The organism is Pseudoalteromonas sp. 3D05 (assembly GCF_002723455.1).
GTDB lineage: Bacteria > Pseudomonadota > Gammaproteobacteria > Enterobacterales > Alteromonadaceae > Pseudoalteromonas.
The window spans coordinates 213,540-232,009 of the sequence record NZ_PDUS01000005.1; the positions used below are offsets into that span (position 1 = coordinate 213,540).

The window sequence follows — 18,470 nt, forward strand, 5'->3', positions numbered from 1 at the left end:
CACAGTCATTTAGACAGATTTAAGGTTGTTAATATAGTCTTGTTCTGGTGTCGCAATAGTTGTTTTATTGCGGCCACTGTGTTTACTTTTATAAAGTGCAGTATCTGCTTGGTGAAGCGTATCGTTGAGCGATACCAGCGGTCGCCACTCAATTAAACCAAAACTCATTGAAATGGATATTTCAGGATCGTCGGGGCAAGGCTTGAGGGTGTGTATATTCTGACGCAGTTGTTCTATGCGCTCAAATGCTGCAGATTCCTCGGTGTCGGTGAGAATGATCAAAAACTCTTCCCCGCCCCAGCGAACTATGATGTCTTTTTGGCTAAGATACTGAGTAATTGCATTGGCAACGCTCATTAAAATCGTGTCGCCTTTATCATGGCCATAGGTATCATTTATGCGTTTAAAAAAGTCGATATCACCCATCACAATGCACATTTTTCTATCTGACTCGGTGCACCTTTGGCGAGTATCAATAATCAGTTTTCTAGCAAACCGACGGTTATATAATTTTGTTAAATGATCCCTGGCTGCCATTTCTGTAAGCTCTTTGCGCTGTGAAATACTTGTTTCACGAATTAAAACAAAGGCGTAAATCATAGGTAAACCGGCAATAATAATATTACTGATGTTTATTAATGGTATAAATTCAGCGTAGGGGTAATTGTATGTGACATCTTTAAAGAAAAAATATAACGCAGCAAATGCAAGTATTAGCGACACGCTATAGATAAAGGCTTTTTTCAACTTTAGCTGGTAATCGATCAAAAACATTGACGAAATAGTCCATAAATAAAATTGAAAGCCGACCTCCAAGCCCAGCGTTGCACACACAAAAATAGAGTGTAAAACTACTTCAATGCAAAAAACTCTAAGCGCTAAAGAATTTAAGCCCTGAGTAATTAAAAAAATACCTAGTGCCCATGCGAACACACTAAATATATTAACTGCCGCTAATGTTATAGCGCCAATATGCGCGAACAAAAAAATAAGAAGGATATGAATAAGCAACGAAAAGTAAGATACTTTTTTTACGATTTGAAAAATTACTTTTTCAATATCTTGAAAGTTCACCGTGGTATTTTTTGACGACAAAATTACTCCAGTTAGAAAGTGAACTTTTAAAAAAGTATAGGAGAAAATAAGCAAATAGAAAGTTTATGCGCAAGCCTTACCAGGCTCTTCTGAACTTCGGGTGTGAAATTTTCTTTTCCGTTGTGTTGTCGGATACTGATGAGGAGTACCCCAATGCTATAAAATTAACCTTAAAAATAGATGCATTTTAAGCAGGGTACATTGAAGGTAATATAGTTTAAAAATAGCTTTACATTAAATTGAAGTTAAGTGGGCCGTTGTATATTGAATAATTACGTTCAATTTAAAATAAAAATGGCCAATAATAAGTATGTGTTCACAGAGTTGTGTTTATTATTAGCTAATAATAGTTAATTTGAGTTCTCACGGAGTAGTGTATGTCGATTGAAAAAACCCATCTTGAAATTTGCAATTTAAGCAAAGATCAATACCCACAGATCAAGACGCTCATGGACCAAGCTTATCCCGATTTAGGTGGCGCATGGCCAAGCCATACAATTTTTAGGTTGATTGACCAGTTTCCAGAAGGTCAGCTGGGCATGGTGGATGATGGTGTGCTTGTTGGCATTGCGCTAAGTGTTCAAGTGGATTACAGCCGTTTCTCAAACCCGCACACATACGAAGATATTGTTGATGGACATGATCGCGTTTTTAGCGACCCCGAAGGGGATGCGTTATATGGTTTAGATGTGGTGATTTCCTCATCACACAGAGGTATGCGGTTAGGTAGAAGACTTTATGATGCGCGTAAAGAGTTATGCAGGCAGTATAATTTACGTGCAATTTTAGCGGGTGGTCGCATTCCGCGCTATTACAATTACAGTAATGAGATGACTCCAACCCAGTATATTGAAAAGGTTGATCAAAAAGAGTTATACGACCCCATCTTAAGCTTTCAGTTATCGAATGACTTTCAAGTAAAGCGATTACTGAAGAAATATTTGCCTGAAGATCAAAACTCGGTTGGTTATGCCACACTACTTGAGTGGAATAACATTATGTTTGAGCCCACCGACACTGTTCTTGAATCAACCAAGTCGATTGTGCGAGTTGGTGCAGTGCAGTGGCAAATGCGCAGTGTTGCATCTGTTGAAGAAATGCTCACACAAGTAGAGTATTTTGTTGATACGGTGTCGGATTATAAAAGCGATTTTATCTTATTTCCGGAGTTTTTTAACGCACCGCTAATGGGCTTAACTGAGCAGCGTAACCAAACTGAAGCGATTCGCTATTTAGCTGAATATACAGAAACCTTCCGTGATGCGATGTCGCGTATGGCGATTGAATATAATGCAAATATCATTACAGGTTCTATGCCTTTGGCAGAGGGCGACAAGATTTACAATGTTAGCTATCTCTGTCATCGCAGTGGTAAAATAGATGAGCAGCGCAAGATTCATATCACCCCGCATGAGCAAAATGATTGGGTGATTCAAGGCGGTGACAAAATTGCAGTATTTGAAACAGACGCAGGCCGTGTAGGCATTCAGATTTGTTATGATGTTGAATTTCCAGAACTATCACGTATTTTGGCACAACAAGACTTAGATATTTTATTTGTACCATTTTGGACTGACACGAAGAACAGTTATTTACGGGTTCGTCACTGTGCACAGGCGCGTGCAATTGAAAATGAATGTTATGTGGTTATTGCAGGCTCAGTAGGTAACCTACCTGAAGTTGAGAGTTTGGATGTGCAATATTCGCAATCAGCGGTACTGACGCCATCTGATTTTTCATTCCCTCACGATGCAACACTTAATGAAGCTACGCCTAATACCGAAATGTTATTATTTAGTGATTTAGATATGGATAAACTAAAAATCCTCCACAGTGAGGGCACCGTGCGCAATTTAAAAGATCGTCGTGGTGATTTATATGACGTCATCTTAAAGAAGCGAGATAACTAAATGGCATGGGTGTACTTAATTATTGCCGGCTTACTTGAAATAGGCTGGCCTGTTGGATTGAAAATGTCACAAGACGGTGAAAACCGCTGGTTAGGGATTGCCATTGCTGTTGCGTTTATGGTTGCCAGTGGTTTTATGCTATGGCTAGCACAGCGTGATATATCCATGGGGACGTCTTATGCAGTATGGACGGGCATAGGCGCTGCTGGTACGTTTTTAGTGGGAATTTTGTTTTATAACGATGCTGCCACATTTGGCCGGATTGCAGGTGTTTTGTTAATTATAAGCGGCGTTATTACTTTAAAAATTAGCCATTAATACTGAATAAGCGGTTACTTTAGTAACCGCTTATTCATGCAGTAGGCAGCATGACGAGTATGGCTGCAATGGCAATTAACACAAGCCCTGCTGTATCTTGGCGTTTTAATGGTTGTTTTAGCCATAAAACAGATATTAGCATAGTAAAAAACACCTCCACTTGGCCTAGTGTTTTTACATAGGCAACATGTTGTAAGCTCATCGCACTGAACCACCCAATTGAACCTATGCAGCTGAATAAGCTGACTAACGAAACCATTTTTTTGTAGTGCCACATTTGCTTAAGTGTGTAGGGTTCTTTAATTGCTAAATATATCAGCAAAATAATACTTTGCAGGCTGATAACAAACAACAGTACCCACGCTGCAGAGTGAGGAAATAAAAGGCCTGAGTTTAAACTTGCCTCGCGCACCCACAATGATGTTAAAGCGAAGCAGGTACCGCAGGCAAGCCCAAGCAAGGCTGTGCTGGCGTTAAACTGTTTTACTTTAGTGATACCGCTTAATAGCAAGACGGCGATTGATCCCAAAAATACACCCAGCCAACCAAATAAGCTTAATGCTGAACCAAAAAATAGCACGCCTAAAATAGCAGCAACTAAGGCCTCACTTTTAGCAAGCCCTGCGCCTACAGCGTAATTGTTCATTTTAAACAACTTGACCATTAACCCAGTGGCAAGAATTTGCATCACACTGGCACCCACAATAAACCCCCAAAAAGGCATGTTAAAATTAGGCATACTGGTAGGTTGATAGTGATAAAGCGAATACAGATAGACCGCAGCAATTGGGCTGGCAAGAATAAATCGTGCGAGCGTCACGCCGGCGACGCTCATATTGCTACTTAATTTGCTTTGTAACGCGTTACGCCATGCTTGCATGAAGGCGGCTAAAAAAGTGAAAAATATCCAAGTCATGAGTTAGGGAGGTTTATGAATTTAGATGATAAATTAACAGCCACAGCACGATAAAGCCAATCGACTTTAGTGATATACGTTAACTGCGACAATATGCCACAGTTTAAAATGCCTCAATCTGAGCTATAGTGAGTGTGATGTTATTGTTAGCCGCAATGACTGGCATGGTATTATGTCAGCCATTGCGGCTTTTTTATTTACTAAACCAAAGAGTTTAGCTGTGTTAAGTTTGAATTTGACTTATCGATAGATTAACTCGGAGTAAATATGACCACGCTACTAATTTGTGCGCTACTTGCAGTATTGATGCCTTATTTAGCAAAGGCCCCCGTTGCGTTTGCAATGAATAAGCTTGATGGCTATGACAATAAACATCCACGGGACCAACAAGCTAAATTAACAGGATTTGGTGCAAGAGCACTGGCTGCCCACCAAAACTGTTTTGAAGCTTTGGCTGTATTTGCTGTGGCTTTAGCCGTTGTGTTTGGCACAAGTAATGTTCATCAAATAACAGAGCTACTTGCCATAACGCACATTATTGCGCGTATTTTATATTGTGTTTTTTATTACTTAAACTTAGATGTGCTGCGCTCGTTAGTCTGGTTTGTAGGGCTAGGCAGTGCGGTGGCAATGATCGTGGTGAGTATTTAATGTTCTTATTATAATGATAAGAAGCTATTAAATAGCTAAAACGCCAAAGCAAGCGGCTATTATAAGGCGCTTGCTTTGGGGTCTTCTGGTACGAGTGCTTACTTAGAAGCGACTGTAATTTTTTCTACTAAATCTCTTGATTTGTAATTGTCATCGATTGCAAAGTCTAATTGCACAAGTACGTTTTTGAAGCCTGAGTCAGACGGCTTGTATTCCCATTTTTTTAGCGCTCTCTTCGCTTCTTTATTAAATACGTTTTCAGGAGTCGCACTGACAACAGATACATTTTGAGTTTTACCTGTTGGACTAATATCGTATTTCAATACCACTGAGCCACTAATACCTTGCTCTGCAGCTTGAGTTGGGTAAAGAGGTTCAATGCGCATAATTGGTGAAATTGAATGTTTTTCGTTTTTCGCTTCTGGCTGTTTCGCTGTTGCAAAACTGCTGAGCATGCCTGCGGCGAAAATTAGTATGGCACCTTTGGCAACCAATGAGCTGTTGCCTGTGTGTTTAATTTGCTTGAGTCGTTGTAGCATTGTATTTTTATCTCCATAGTGTGAATAAGCCATTAAACTTGCACGTGTATTTGCGACGCAATTAATGAGGGCTTTGCTGTATAAAATTCGTTGTTGGGTACTTTTATTTTTAAGCACAGTTTCGTCGCATGATAGTTCCTGTAGGCGTCTAAAGCTCATATACCCAAGCCATGCTAATGGGTTGAACCAAAAGGCGAGTGTAATGGTCAATTGCATCATATTTAGTAAATTGTCAGCGCGCTTTATATGGACTTGTTCGTGCTCGATGATCATGGCTAATGATGCACTATCTGTTTTGTGTATATATCCTGTAGGCAGCACAAGCTGAGTGTGTAAAAGGCCAATAACCATGGGAGTATCTATCGTATCGCTTTGTAAAATTTTAATATCTGAATAGGTGCCGACGAACTCACAACTCTCAAGGCGAGTGAGCCTGAGTTGTTTAATAAAACGCCTGTGAGACACCGCTGCAATGGCGGCTAAAAGACTAAAAACCACCGCATACATCAAGGCCCAACTAACACTAAAATCAGCAACTAAGGTTTGCTCGGAAGTGATTAGCATTTTACTAATAGCTGTACTTTGTAATGGTTTTAAATGCGCCGGTAAATTAGTTAGTACCAATGAGATAGGTATCAACAACCATAATTTATAAACAAAGTTGGCACTTAGCCATTTAAGTGAGTAGCGCTCTAGAATTAATAAGCTCACAACAAGTATGCTTATTAATAATTGCTGTTCAATAAGCCAATTAAAGAGTGTTTCAAGCATGTGCAATCCTTACTTTTGCTGTTTTTCCCAGTCATCAATTACTTTTTTTAGCTCATTAATATCTTGTTGAGACAGCTGCTCAGACTTTGCAAAGCCACTAACTAAAGGTGCGATACGACCACTGAAAAAGCGCTCAATAAAATTTTGGCTTTCCTTTAGCGTATATTCAGCGCGCTCCATACAAGGCGTATAAATATACTGACGGCCCTCTTTTTCGAAACTTAGCGCGCCTTTTTTTACTAAACGACCTAGTAACGTTTTGATGGTTTTTTCGTGCCATTGTTTGTCGGCGCTCAAACGTTCAATAATTTGGCTTGCCGTCGCTGGGTAGCTTATCCACAATGCATCAAGCACTTCAAATTCTGCCTTTGACAGTTCAATCATGTTATATAGCCTACAAATGTAATCTCTAGTTTTAGATTACACCTGTAATCATATTTTGCAACTAATTTTTTAATATGTCGGATTTTTGAATTTCAAGGTAGCTATTTTCACTGAGATTAAGTGAAGCCAAGTTGAGGCTGCTAATTTGTTCGCGGTATAAATCAATCACGCGATAGCCGCAATAATGCGCCATTTTGCGAATCTGCCTATTGAGCCCTTGCTTTAGAATAATACTGAATTGGCACGGCGCTATTTGTTCAACGGTACATGGTAAGGTGATGTGCTTATCGACAGGGACGCCGTGTGCCATTTTATAGCAAAAGTTTTCATCAAGCGGTTTATCTACCGTGACTATGTAGCGTTTTGGCTGGTGGAAATCGGGGTGAATTAATTGGTTACAAAACTCTCCGTCGTTGGTCAAAATAAGGAGTCCGCGGGAGTCTTTATCAAGGCGACCAATCGGGTAAACACGCGTTGCTGGTGGCAAGTGGTGGATTAAGCTGCTGGGGTCGGTTTGGTTTAGTTTGCAGTCAATACCGACTGGTTTGTGGTAAGCGTAATAAACCCGTTGAGCTTTTCCTTGCACGCGAACGCCATTTACCGTCACATGGTCGTTGTCATCAACGTGGTCAATGTGGTTTGCAGCACGGTGATTAACAATAACAACACCCTCGTCAATCAAGCGAGAGGCTTGTTTTCGTGAGCACACACCCGCATGGGCGATGTACTTTGCTAAGCGGATTTTATCAGCCATTCATTCTATCTATGGTTTTGATTGATCCAGAGTATATCAAAGCTGCGTACGAATACTTAATACACTCTATAAAAGGTCAGAACAATGGCGATTAAATTATCTGAATTGAGTAAACATCAGCCACTTCAAAAAGTCATCGTGCATTCATTAGAAATGGCGCTCTATCAGGTGTCTGTGATGATTAACAATGTAGAATATTATGTGACAGACGACAGTGGTGAGTTTGTTCGGGGCCTTAGCCCTTTGCATATTCAAAAACGTCTGGATCACCTGAGCTACGCACAAATGGTTCTGCGCCATACCAGTGCTTATGATGAAATGTGTGGTCAGCCAGAAAAGCTTTCAAGCAATATGCTTGAAGTCCCTTACGGAAAAAACCATTTATATTAGTTTTCGTATATACTGAGTTATCCTAATCTATGGTGTGATTATGTATACTTTACAAATAGATAACTCAGTTGAGTTAAACCGTGATTTAAGGGTCACACGTTGTTGCCTTTAATGTTCAGCATTTTGATGCCCAGCGTATTCCCTTGGGTTTTAAAGTAGTTGACGATGAAGAGCTAATAGCGGGCATTTCAGGTCATGTTTTCGGTAATTGGTTAATTATCAGCTGGCTTTGGTGTAGTGAAGCTAAGCGAAGCCAAGGGTTAGCAACGAAGCTGTTAAATACATTGGAATCAGCTGCTAAAGAGAGTGGGGCTAATGTCAGCCAACTTGATACGTTAGACTTTCAAGCAAAGCCGTTTTATGAAAAAAACGGCTATGTAGTCAAATACCAAATGGATACCTATCCACTAAACGGCACGCGTTACTTTATGGAAAAACGATTGTAGTACTTGGTTTCTTCACCTTCGTTGAGGGTCTGTTCTTTTGCTTTCTATCTCAGTTAATATGCATGATTAGGCGTTAGTGTTGCGCTGATAAGCTTATCTTCTATGACGTGAAAGTATCCATCCCAGTCGTTAGAGCTGAATTCCGCACTATCAAGAAAAAAATCATAGCTACCTAACTCCGTAAGCTCTGTAATGCTGTCGCCTTGTGACAATGAATAAAACTGCCACTTGTCTTTTTTAAAGTAACTCTTCAATGGACCAAGGTTTAAATCGTGAGTATCTATGGGTGGGGCTAATTTTATTTGCGAAATATAACCCCTACTAAAATAAACCATTTCATTACACGGACTAACAAGCACTTTTTTCCCTTTAGTAGTGTGCATCTTTAACCTTGCTTGAGCATTTAACTGTGCAAATTGGTTATTCGATTTACCGTCGAAATTAAAACAAGGCGAAGTCATCTCCATGTCGGAAATCAATGAGCCGAGTTGCAAACTAATAATGCGATGTTTGCTTTGAGCAGAGTCAACTTTAAATAAAGCGGTTTTAAAATTTTTATAGTTATTCTTTAACGTAGATAAGTCGTTTGGTTCTAAATCTTGTGATAGTAAATAGCTTTCCTGACTTTTAGTTTCTAAGCTGATAGCTTGATCTAAAAGGTTGAGTTCGTTATTTAGGGACATAGGTAAGAGTTCGCGATGGTACTGGTAACCTATCAGTTTATTATCCACAAAGTGGAATGCATGGTTCCTAAAATAGACCAATACTTGTTGGTTGGCAGATGCTAGTTCTAAGCTTGCAATGCCAAGCTTTTGCTCTACTTTTTGTTTAGAGTCATTTAATTGAACCCCAAAAAGAGATGAATGAGAAAGTGTGGGTATTGCAAAGGACGAAAAAGGGCGAGCTTTACCTTTAGGTTGTACAATAATTTCTTTTTTTGGTACTAAAACTGTGTTGTATGTTCGCTCTCCAGTTATAAACTCTGCTGTTGTAAGTGCGTACCCTTCATCGCAGTCAGTTGCTGAAGTAACATTTAATGTGTAATGAAGTTGCCTGACGACCCAATCATTGCCTGCGGTTGAGTTACGCTGTGAGTTACTAATAACAAAGCGCTCTTTGATATAAGCTGAATGTGTACCTTTATGGTCAATAGTCGCTAGATATTCAGTGATAAGCTTTTTTCTTAGCATCACTTTTTTTTCATTCAGATCATCTGTTGTTGGACTTAATCTAATATCGGTTTTAAATGATTGATTATTATCTGAAAGCTGACAGTTAGTGTCATCTAAAAATATGCTGATAGCGCTGGCAGCTCCGTGCCAAAGTAGTAAGCTGAGAATAAAAAAGTTACGCATATGAAATCCATTTATGAGGCGGTGTTCCTTAAAGTAAAACATGTGGCGAGTTTTTCATCAAGCTTTTATCTGATATTAAACTCAGAATGTAAAAGAGGGTTTGTATAATTCTGAAGGGGTTATAAACAGTTTTTAGTTAGGTTAAAAGGGGATCATTTAAGCCCCTAATGCCATCATGTATTTGCTCGCAATACTTTCGGTTCGTTAAATGTGATACCTAAAAATGGGGTTGCTTCAGGGGCAAGCATGAAAGTACGTATATTCATATGATCTTTACCGCTAGGGTTGTTTAATACGTCATCACGATAAAATGCGCCAAAGCAATCTAAGGTGTTTTGTTTGCTGAGTCCATTAAGTTTCGCGAAAGCAAATATTTTGCATGAGCCATTATTCTCATTCGCATTGCTGACGAGTCCGTGGTTATTAAAGTCGGACGGAATAAACGTGTAGTTTGTATCAATTACTGCCATAGAATCGGTGAATTCAATATTTTGCGGGTCATTGGCAAGACGGGTAAGAAAGTCGTTGAGTGTCATCATTATCCTTAATTTATAGTTTCTTTAACTCTAGCTGATTTGTTCGCGGATTAATATTAAATTTAAAATGTTGTAAAAAGTTCATACCAAATAGACCATGACTTGTGTTTTGACTAATAGTTAAAACTCATCAGCAAAACTTGGTTTATTCGTTTTTAACCAGTACTTTAATTGTGCTAGACATTCATTGTAGAGATGTTCAGCCTGCTGAGGACGATGCTTTATGAGTAAGGCATAGTTTTTAATTGCTAAATCAAACTCTTGTTGGCTAAAATATTTTGGGGCTTTAACAATTTGGTAGTTTGCTTCGCTGAACCATATGATTTGGCTACATTTGACGTGTGGTTATTTAAAGTTGTTATAGTGATGTGAGGAGTCGTAAAAGCAAATAGGTGTTACAAGCTAACTAAAATACAAGAGAAATTATCAATACTTTAGTAACGCTTCCCATAATCTCAAACAGCACTTAGATCCAGCAAATATATTTAGGTAATAGCTCAGCATCAATAATCAAGGACGACGCTAAGCGTAATTAATAACATGAAATAAAGTTAAGTTTCACGTCTCTCTTTAATGGCTTGAAAAGGTGACTGGTAAGTATGAATCTTGCGCATTCAATAGTATGAAATGTTTGTTTAAGTTATGAATGATAAGTTATGTAAAGTATGTTTATATATTATCGAGCGTATGCTTAACGCGAAAGGGAATTCTATTCTAGCAACAAGGAGAGTGATATGAAAAAAACAGTATTGTCACTGATGCTATTTTTAGCAGGTTGTTCGCCCAGCGAAACCCAGACATTACAAGTGGCTTATAGTGAAGCCAAATTACACGGAGATATTGTCAGGTTAAGCCAGGTTTTAGCAAAACTTGCAGATATTAATCCAGAGGATTGGAAAGAAGAGCATTCCACTGTATTACAGGCACATGAATACTACACACGGGCTGAAAAGTCACTCGATGAAGGGAATTTAAAGGGGGCTATTACTCACGCCAATAAGTCGTTTTCGCTTTCTGAAAGCCAACAAGTTTTAACTCTTGTTAAACAAATCAAACAGGAGCTTAAAGACTTTCAAAAAGCAAAAAGAGTATGGATAACATTTGAACAGCAACTCGACGAGTTAAATAATAGAATTAACGACTTTAGTTTAACGACAGCTCAAGACTGGAGTATCATCAATTTTAACCAGTTGTTGGTAGAGCTCATCGATTTTAGAAAACAATTTACACGAGCCAAGCTAAAAATTGAAGAGTCGCAACGTAAAACACAACTACATGCCCAAACTTTAGTTAAAATCAATCAACAACTCGTTGTTTTAGAAGCCAGTATTAACTCGTTATTAGGCAAGGTAGTAAGTTCTGCGGGTAATGAGTTATCTATTTTCACGAAGACTATTTCTGAACAAACGATTTCACATTTAACCTACTTTTCAGACGACAGTGTGCCAGGTATGGTCGGTCCATTTTATAAAAAATTTCTTGTTAAATATCGACCTTATTATGAGCTAGTTGAAAATGCGTACTTTGTGACATACCAAAACGATTTTAATGCCTTTATGGATTTAGATGCATTCACGCAGCTACAAAGTAAGTTAGTATTCCAGCCGAAGGATTATAAGAGCTACAAAAGTGATATTAAGAAGCATTTGAATCAGTTGTCAGGGAATATAAAAAGCGCGATGTTAGTTTGTAATGATGAGCAAATGTTAATAAGTACGTCACCATCACTCTTAATCTCACTCGATAAGCATTTAAAACCATTTAGCGAATAATACTCTTATAAAAAATATTTAAGAGCATGAATTGATGTAATCTCTACATCAGGTAAGCCTCGGTAAGCATAGCGAGCTTGCTGATCGTTTAGCCACAGTGAGTGACAGCCTGCGTTGTGCGCGCCGTGCACGTCTGTATCTAAGCTATCACCAATGTGCAGTATGTGTTTTGGCTCAACGTTTAGCTGTTCGCAGGCTTGAGCAAACATAGTTGGGTGTGGCTTAGCTTTACCATGTATGCCTGCTTGTAAAACAAGTTCAAATACGCCATTTAGGTTAAATCGTTCAACTTCGACATTACCATTTGTAATGGCAATGAGTTTATATTTTTTAGCTAACTGAGCGAGTAATGCTAACACATCATCACTGACCACTATTTGGCTACGCGCGTCAGCAAACGCTTGGTAAGCGCCACTAACATGTTGCTCAAGTTGCGCGTCTTGGTAGCCTAATTTGGCCAAGCCAAGTTGTAAGGTGTCTTTTCGCCACTGGGTCACGTTATCAGCCAGCGCAGGGTTTTGCTTAACAGCTTGCTCTCTACAGTATTGCCAATAGTGGCGACCTTGCGCTTGCCAATCAGATAACGCGTTTAAATAATCAACTTGTGCCTGCACAGCTGCTTTAATAATAGGGTGATTATTGTAAAGTGTGTCGTCTAAATCAAAGCTGAGCACTTTTACTGGCGTAATGGCACGGTTAAAACGGATCATAAAATTCCTCGTTAGTCTGGGTCGTGACGCTTTTTAGCGCGCGGATGCGTGTTGTCGTACACCTTAGCCAAATGTTGAAAGTCTAGATGAGTATACACTTGAGTTGCAGACAAACTGCTGTGGCCTAATAATTCCTGAACTGCGCGTAAATCACCTGATGATTCAAGAATATGGGAAGCAAAGGAGTGGCGCAACTTATGAGGGTGTACTTGGCTGCTAATACCTTGCTTAATCCCCCATTGTTGCATACGTAATCGTACCTGTCGCACTGATATTCGGCACTTTTTACTGCTAACAAACACCGCAGGCTCGTCTGGATTAGCAAACTGAGGGCGTAATTTTAGCCATAAATTTAACGCGGTTAGTGCTTTGCCGCCCACCGGTAATAAGCGTTCTTTGTTGCCTTTACCACGAACTAATATTTCACCTTCACTACGGTTAATATCCTGCATGTTAGCGCCAACTAACTCGCTGATGCGCAAACCAGAAGAATACATTAATTCCATCATGGCTTTATCGCGGATAGCAAGGGGATCATCGTCATCGATTTCGAGTAGGCGTGCCATTTGATCAACATCGAGATTTTTTGGCAGAGGCTTGGCAAATTTAGGGCCTTTAATTGCTTCAGCAGGATTGTGATAGTGGTTTTTTTCGGTGATTTTTTTTGATTTTAAAAATTTATACAGACTACGAATACAACTGAGCTTCAAACTTATTGTACGGCCACTGAGCTGTTTACTACGCAGTGCCATACTGTAACGGCGAATATGTTCGCCTTGAACATCCTGCCAACTGCCACACAGTTTACTGAAATAGTGCGCAGCAAATTGCAGCTGGCTGGTATATTGGCTAATGGTGTGCGCTGAGTATTGTTTTTCAAACCGTAAGTAATCACTAAACAGTTGAATAGGCGTGAGCCATTGCTCGTCTAAATGGTTTAAACCAGGAGGTTGCTCCTCGCTCATGCCAATTCCAGTTGGAGTTCCAATAATCTAAGCTGCAAAGAGCGTACAAATTCAAGCACAAAAAAGCTGTCTTTGGCTGGTTCAAAGTGATTTGCATCAAGGCTACCAAAGGCAAGTATGGCCACAGGGTGTTGGTTGTTACCAATTAGGTACAAAGCAGTTGATTGAGTTTGCTCAGCAAACAATAAGTCTCGCTCTTGCTGGCTAACTCGGCCTAGGTAAGTGCCCGTTTCTTCTAAGCGATGTTCTATTAATGCATCATATTTAGTTTCGTAGCGTACTAAATGGCATTCACTGATTGCAGGGCTGGTGCAAATGATATTTCGCAAGTTAGCCGCTAAGGTTTTAAAATCGTAATTAGTCCAAAGCTGCCGATGACATTGGCTGAATAACCGATAAATAGATTCATTTTCAGTTGCTTGTTCAATCAGTTGCTCAATTTGCGCTTTCAGCTTGGTATTGTGTTCACGCAACTGGCGTTGTTGGATGTGCACTAAAGACGTTGCGCCTTGAGCATGTTGCTGCAATTCAAGCTGTGCTAAAAGATCTGGGTTTTGCAGTAAAAAATCCGGATTTTCAGTTAGAAAGTCGCTAACTTGTTGTTTTGTTATTTCACTCATAAGGCAACTTGTCCATCAAATACGTGTTCTGCAGGGCCTGTCATTCTTACTGGGTGACCTTCACCTTGCCAGCGAACTTGCAAACTTCCGCCCGGTAAATCCACTTGTACTGTCGTTGCTAACTTGCTTTGTACTTGGCCGATAACCATAGCAGCACAAGCACCTGTACCACAGGCGAGTGTTTCGCTTACACCGCGCTCCCAAACCCTGAGCTTAATGTGCTCTTGCGAAATGACTTGCATAAAACCCACATTAACGCGTTGCGGAAAACGCTCATGATTTTCAAGTAGAGGACCTAGTGTATTCACGTCGGCTGTTTCTATATCGTCGACCTCAAGTACGCAATGAGGGTTACCCATTGAAACCGCACCACTAAATACGGTGTGTTCTTCGGCGCGAATAATATAGGTGAGCTCTCGTTTACTCGCTTTGAGTGGAATTTTATTCGGCTCAAAATTGGGGTGGCCCATATTAACGGTAACTTGCCCATCTTTTTCAATATAAAGAGTCAGGTTACCTGACTTGGTAGACACGGTGACTTTATGTTTATTGGTTAAGCCTTTCATGCGCACGAAGCGTGCAAAACAGCGCGCGCCGTTACCACACTGTTCAACTTCGTTGCCGTCAGCATTAAAAATACGATAATGAAAATCGAGATCAGGAGAATAGGGCGCTTCGACCATTAACAGTTGGTCAAAGCCAATGCCAAAATGGCGATCTGCCAGTTTTTTGATTTGATCTCGTGATAAGAAAACGTTTTGTGTAATATTATCAATTACAACAAAATCGTTGCCTAGGCCGTGCATTTTAGAAAAATTAACTAACATAGCGCTCTAATTCGGATTTGCTCTGCGCTAATCATGCCACAGAGCAGCCGGGTTACAAAAAGTTTATGGTAAAATTTTCTCGCCTTGCCATAGGCTTTCAATTGTTTCACGCTCGCGGATTAAATGGCTATGCTCACCATCCACCATTATCTCAGCTACACGTGGCCTTGAATTATAGTTTGAGCTCATTGTGAAGCCGTAAGCGCCCGCACTACGTTGGGCAAGTAAATCGGCTTGTTGCAGAGCAAGCATGCGATCTTTACCTAAAAAATCACCCGTTTCACAGACAGGGCCGACAATATCAAAGTTACGTGTTGGTGTGTCATCTGTGCGAGGGGTTACAGGGACTATATTTTGCCAAGCTTGATAAAGTGATGGGCGCAACATGTCGTTCATACCCGCATCAACGATGGCAAAGTATTTGTCTTGGTTTTGTTTGATAAACTCAATTTTAGTAACCAAAATACCAGCATTTGCAGCAATTGCGCGGCCAGGTTCAAATATAAGCTCTAAATCTTGGTATTTTGCTAAACGTTCAGTGATCTGCGCTACATATTCACTTGGGTGTGGAGGTGTTTCTTCATTGTAAGGCACGCCTAGACCACCACCGATATCAATATGACTCAGTACGATACCGTTTTCTTTTAATTCATCAATCAGTGCTAATACTTTATTTAAGGCTTCTAGAAATGGCTTTATCTCAGTGAGCTGTGATCCAATATGGCTATCAACACCGATTATTTTAAGGCCAGGTAATGAGGCTGCGTATTGATACACACTTACAGCAGTAAGAATATCTATACCAAATTTATTTTCTTTTAAGCCTGTTGAAATATAAGGATGCGTTTTAGCGTCGATATCTGGGTTTACACGAATTGAAATAGGTGCCATTAGGTTAAGCTCTGTCGCAACCTGTGAAATGCGGTCAAGCTCGGATACAGACTCGACGTTAAAGCATTTTATGCCAAGCTTAAGTGCATAGGCTATTTCATCTGCGGTTTTGGCAACACCTGAAAAAACGACCTTGTTAGCATTGCCACCGGCTTGAATAACACGAGCCAACTCACCTTTAGAAACAATGTCAAATCCTGAACCTAAGCGTGCCAAAATATTTAATACGGCAATATTTGAATTTGCTTTAACTGCATAGCAAACTAAGCTTTTATGGTTTTTAGCAGCGTGCGCAAAGGCCGTGTAGTGTCGTTCAAAGGTTTTACGTGAATACACATAGCATGGAGTACCGTATTGTTCAGCTAATGTGCTGACAGCGATGTCTTCAGCGTGAAGGTGATCATTTTTATAGTCAAAAAAGTCCATCTATTGATCCTGTTTCGATTGAGTGGGTGATGCAGAAGCTTTGCTTTGTGAAGTCACAGGTTTTTCTTGAATATTTTTCTCTACTTCATCATCAGGTAAGTACAAAGCGCCACTTTGTCCACAACCCGCTAAAGTCATGAGTAATACACCCATAGGAAAAAGTCGTTTTAATTGTTTAAGATGCATCTCTTTCATTAGATTAATCGCGTTGCTGGCTTTATAATCGCAGATTAACAGAATATCTAAAAAATGCAGCTATTCGCGGATGATTTTATTCCTGTTACACTACCTGCATGCAAATTGTACCCAATGCCGTAAAGGAAATAATAATGACAGACCATGAATATCACCAATTAGCCGAAGCACTTATGTTCACAATTGAAGAGCAAGTTGATGATTGTGAAGCAGATCTAGATTATGAATCTGCGCAAGGGATATTAGAAATTATTTTTGCTGATCGCTCTAAAATAGTGATTAATAAGCAAGCACCATTACATCAGGTGTGGGTGGCAACAAAATTTAATGGTCATCACTTTGAGTTACAGGGTGATAAGTGGATTGATAATCGCTCAGGCGCTGAGTTTTGGCAATTCATGAACGAGGCCACTACGCGTCAAGCTGGGCAAACTGTTGAGTGGCAATCAGAGCTATGAGTTTAGAATTTGTAGAATACCCGGCTAAAGCAGCACACAAAGCAACGATTATTTGGTTGCATGGTTTAGGTGATTCTGGAGACGGTTTTTTACCTGTTGCTCCACAATTAGCCTTACCAGATGAGTTAGGGGTTAGATTTGTTTTTCCACATGCTCCGGTGCAACCTGTAACGATTAATGGGGGCATGGCAATGCGCTCTTGGTACGATATTAAATCGATGGATTTAGATAAACGTGCTGATGAATCGGGTGTACGTGAGTCGGCAGAAAAAGTTGAGCTGCTTATCAAACAAGAGCTTGAAAGTGGTGTCCCGGCTGATAAAATTATTTTAGCAGGTTTCTCACAAGGCGGCGTAATTTCACTACACTTAGCGCCTCGGTTAACACAAAAATTAGCAGGGGTTATGGCTCTCTCAACTTATATGTGTGTACCAGAGAAACTATCAGGCGAAGCGAAACACACCGATTTAAATGTATTTATGGCGCATGGTCGTCATGATGATGTTGTACCGCACAGCGCGGGTCGTAATGCGTTTGACGTATTATCTGCACTGAACATGGATGTAAGCTGGCAAGATTACCCAATGGCTCACCAAGTCTGCGGGGAAGAGCTAATGGCAATCCGCCAGTGGTTAATTGCTCGCTTAAGTTAATGATTGAAAGCATGAGGCTATTATGAGTCAAAAAATCGTGATTACTGCAAGTATGAATAAAGCAGCGGCAGAAACGCTACCGTCCGTCACTTATCAATGGCATTGGCGGCGTATTGCCACAGCCATGCTGTTTGTTTGCGTTCTTTTGGTGGTGCTTGTTTATAGCCTTATGGGTTCAGTGAATGCTGAACAAAATGACTTATCTACAGACAATATGCGCCAAACGAGCCCACAACTTAAAGTTGAAGAAGCTGAGCCTGTGATCGTAGAGCAATCATCTACAACACTTGCATCGGATGACGACGTAATAGAAGTCAGTGAGCCTCCCATTGTAAGTACCTCAGATACTGATTTACCGCCAATGCAAGGGGTAAATATTGTAAAAGATGAGCCATCGGTGTTGTCGGAGCCACAGATTGAATCGCAAGAAATTGCCGAGCCTAGTGCTGATACCCAATTACCAAGCAGCAACCAAGAAAGCTTTGCGGAAACAGCGCATATAGCAAGTGTTGCAATTGGGGCCAAAATAGATACAGACAAAGTGAGTCGAGCTGTACTTACTCGCAAGGTCGTTGAGCGTGAGCCAGTTAATGTTTTTAAAGCGGACATTCGATTAACTGAGTTTACCGATACATTGACTTTCTTTAGTGAACTTAAAAATTTACAAGGCCAAAGTATCAGGCATATTTGGCGTTATGATGATCAAGTTATGGCGAGTATTGAATTGAAAGTGACAACACCACGTTATCGTACCTACTCAAATAAACATATTTTACCTGAGCAAATTGGATATTGGCGCGTTGACGTGGTTGACGAGCAAGAACATTTATTAGCGCAAAAAGAGTTTCGTATTTTAGCTGATTAGGCCTTACGTTTGATTAGCAAAAA

Annotated in this window: 21 protein-coding genes and 1 pseudogene; 9 read left to right on the plus strand and 13 right to left on the minus strand. The window is 40.1% G+C overall.

All coding sequences use genetic code 11. The features are described from left to right. Window positions 1-9 precede the first annotated feature (9 nt). The gene (locus tag CSC79_RS07600) at window positions 10-1,095 is read right to left on the minus strand and encodes a GGDEF domain-containing protein (protein ID WP_237113986.1); all 1,086 of its coding nucleotides are present in this window, start codon (window positions 1,093-1,095) and stop codon (window positions 10-12) included. 377 nt (window positions 1,096-1,472) lie between these two features. On the opposite strand from CSC79_RS07600, the gene CSC79_RS07605 reads away from it, so the two are divergent. Together CSC79_RS07605 and CSC79_RS07610 are read left to right on the plus strand one after the other, a co-directional pair. After that, window positions 1,473-3,005, plus strand: a complete 1,533-nt coding sequence (locus CSC79_RS07605; RefSeq protein ID WP_099295235.1) for a carbon-nitrogen hydrolase family protein — start codon at window positions 1,473-1,475, stop codon at window positions 3,003-3,005. Then, a complete protein-coding gene (locus CSC79_RS07610; protein ID WP_099295236.1) occupies window positions 3,006-3,323 on the plus strand; it encodes a multidrug efflux SMR transporter in 318 nt (105 codons plus the stop codon). Window positions 3,324-3,357: 34 nt separating this feature from the next. Here CSC79_RS07610 and CSC79_RS07615 read toward each other — a convergent pair whose 3' ends face one another. Continuing rightward, entirely contained in the window at window positions 3,358-4,203 is an 846-nt protein-coding gene (locus CSC79_RS07615) for a DMT family transporter (RefSeq protein ID WP_099295237.1), read from the minus strand. 303 nt (window positions 4,204-4,506) lie between these two features. Between CSC79_RS07615 and CSC79_RS07620 the strand changes: the two genes are divergently transcribed. Continuing rightward, window positions 4,507-4,890, plus strand: coding sequence for an MAPEG family protein (locus CSC79_RS07620; protein WP_099295238.1), 384 nt, complete (start codon window positions 4,507-4,509; stop codon window positions 4,888-4,890). 98 nt (window positions 4,891-4,988) lie between these two features. On the opposite strand, the gene CSC79_RS07625 is transcribed toward CSC79_RS07620, so the two are convergent. The 3 genes from CSC79_RS07625 to CSC79_RS07635 form a co-directional block, all read right to left on the minus strand. Further along, complete coding sequence (locus CSC79_RS07625; protein ID WP_099295239.1) at window positions 4,989-6,200, minus strand: TonB family protein; 1,212 nt, start codon at window positions 6,198-6,200, stop codon at window positions 4,989-4,991. Between the two features lie 9 nt (window positions 6,201-6,209). Further along, the gene (locus CSC79_RS07630) at window positions 6,210-6,584 is read right to left on the minus strand and encodes a BlaI/MecI/CopY family transcriptional regulator (RefSeq protein WP_099295240.1); all 375 of its coding nucleotides are present in this window, start codon (window positions 6,582-6,584) and stop codon (window positions 6,210-6,212) included. 61 nt (window positions 6,585-6,645) lie between these two features. Continuing rightward, window positions 6,646-7,338, minus strand: a complete 693-nt coding sequence (locus CSC79_RS07635; RefSeq protein WP_099295241.1) for a pseudouridine synthase — start codon at window positions 7,336-7,338, stop codon at window positions 6,646-6,648. Between the two features lie 84 nt (window positions 7,339-7,422). Between CSC79_RS07635 and CSC79_RS07640 the strand changes: the two genes are divergently transcribed. Together CSC79_RS07640 and CSC79_RS07645 are read left to right on the plus strand one after the other, a co-directional pair. Next, window positions 7,423-7,728 carry a DUF6482 family protein gene (locus tag CSC79_RS07640; RefSeq protein ID WP_099295242.1) on the plus strand — a complete coding sequence of 102 codons (306 nt, stop codon included), beginning with the start codon at window positions 7,423-7,425 and terminating at the stop codon, window positions 7,726-7,728. 40 nt (window positions 7,729-7,768) lie between these two features. After that, a pseudogene (locus CSC79_RS07645) lies at window positions 7,769-8,174 on the plus strand (GNAT family N-acetyltransferase). A gap of 53 nt (window positions 8,175-8,227) precedes the next feature. On the opposite strand, the gene CSC79_RS07650 reads toward CSC79_RS07645, so the two are convergent. Next, window positions 8,228-9,529: a hypothetical protein gene (locus tag CSC79_RS07650; protein ID WP_099295243.1), complete on the minus strand. Its 1,302-nt coding sequence runs from the start codon at window positions 9,527-9,529 to the stop codon at window positions 8,228-8,230. A 173-nt stretch (window positions 9,530-9,702) separates the two neighbouring features. Continuing rightward, entirely contained in the window at window positions 9,703-10,065 is a 363-nt protein-coding gene (locus tag CSC79_RS07655; protein WP_099295244.1) for a HopJ type III effector protein, read from the minus strand. 734 nt (window positions 10,066-10,799) lie between these two features. Between CSC79_RS07655 and CSC79_RS07660 the strand changes: the two genes are divergently transcribed. Then, window positions 10,800-11,837 carry a hypothetical protein gene (locus tag CSC79_RS07660; RefSeq protein WP_099295245.1) on the plus strand — a complete coding sequence of 346 codons (1,038 nt, stop codon included), beginning with the start codon at window positions 10,800-10,802 and terminating at the stop codon, window positions 11,835-11,837. Window positions 11,838-11,842: 5 nt separating this feature from the next. Here CSC79_RS07660 and CSC79_RS07665 read toward each other — a convergent pair whose 3' ends face one another. The 6 genes from CSC79_RS07665 to CSC79_RS07690 all read right to left on the minus strand — a co-directional run bounded on the left by CSC79_RS07665 (window position 11,843) and on the right by CSC79_RS07690 (window position 16,471). Then, window positions 11,843-12,547, minus strand: coding sequence for an HAD-IA family hydrolase (locus tag CSC79_RS07665; protein ID WP_099295246.1), 705 nt, complete (start codon window positions 12,545-12,547; stop codon window positions 11,843-11,845). 11 nt (window positions 12,548-12,558) lie between these two features. After that, window positions 12,559-13,512, minus strand: a complete 954-nt coding sequence (locus CSC79_RS07670; RefSeq protein WP_099295247.1) for a tyrosine recombinase XerC — start codon at window positions 13,510-13,512, stop codon at window positions 12,559-12,561. After that, window positions 13,509-14,132, minus strand: a complete 624-nt coding sequence (locus CSC79_RS07675; RefSeq protein WP_099295248.1) for a DUF484 family protein — start codon at window positions 14,130-14,132, stop codon at window positions 13,509-13,511. Before CSC79_RS07675 ends, CSC79_RS07670 begins: the two co-directional genes overlap by 4 nt. Beyond that, window positions 14,129-14,959 (minus strand): diaminopimelate epimerase, encoded by an 831-nt coding sequence (gene dapF / locus CSC79_RS07680; protein WP_087531220.1) that lies wholly within the window; start codon window positions 14,957-14,959, stop codon window positions 14,129-14,131. The genes CSC79_RS07675 and dapF overlap by 4 nt, the downstream gene beginning before the upstream one ends. Before the next feature lie 63 nt (window positions 14,960-15,022). Next, window positions 15,023-16,276, minus strand: coding sequence for a diaminopimelate decarboxylase (gene lysA / locus CSC79_RS07685; RefSeq protein ID WP_099295249.1), 1,254 nt, complete (start codon window positions 16,274-16,276; stop codon window positions 15,023-15,025). Beyond that, the gene (locus CSC79_RS07690; protein ID WP_099295250.1) at window positions 16,277-16,471 is read right to left on the minus strand and encodes a lipoprotein; all 195 of its coding nucleotides are present in this window, start codon (window positions 16,469-16,471) and stop codon (window positions 16,277-16,279) included. Window positions 16,472-16,605: 134 nt separating this feature from the next. On the opposite strand from CSC79_RS07690, the gene cyaY reads away from it, so the two are divergent. From cyaY to CSC79_RS07705, 3 genes are read left to right on the plus strand one after another with little or no spacing between them, the layout of a single operon-like run. Then, window positions 16,606-16,929 (plus strand): iron donor protein CyaY, encoded by a 324-nt coding sequence (cyaY, locus tag CSC79_RS07695; RefSeq protein ID WP_099295251.1) that lies wholly within the window; start codon window positions 16,606-16,608, stop codon window positions 16,927-16,929. Next, window positions 16,926-17,582 (plus strand): carboxylesterase, encoded by a 657-nt coding sequence (locus CSC79_RS07700; RefSeq protein WP_099295252.1) that lies wholly within the window; start codon window positions 16,926-16,928, stop codon window positions 17,580-17,582. The genes cyaY and CSC79_RS07700 overlap by 4 nt, the downstream gene beginning before the upstream one ends. Window positions 17,583-17,604: 22 nt before the next feature. Continuing rightward, the gene (locus CSC79_RS07705) at window positions 17,605-18,447 is read left to right on the plus strand and encodes a DUF2914 domain-containing protein (protein ID WP_099295253.1); all 843 of its coding nucleotides are present in this window, start codon (window positions 17,605-17,607) and stop codon (window positions 18,445-18,447) included. The last annotated feature ends 23 nt before the right edge of the window (window positions 18,448-18,470 follow it).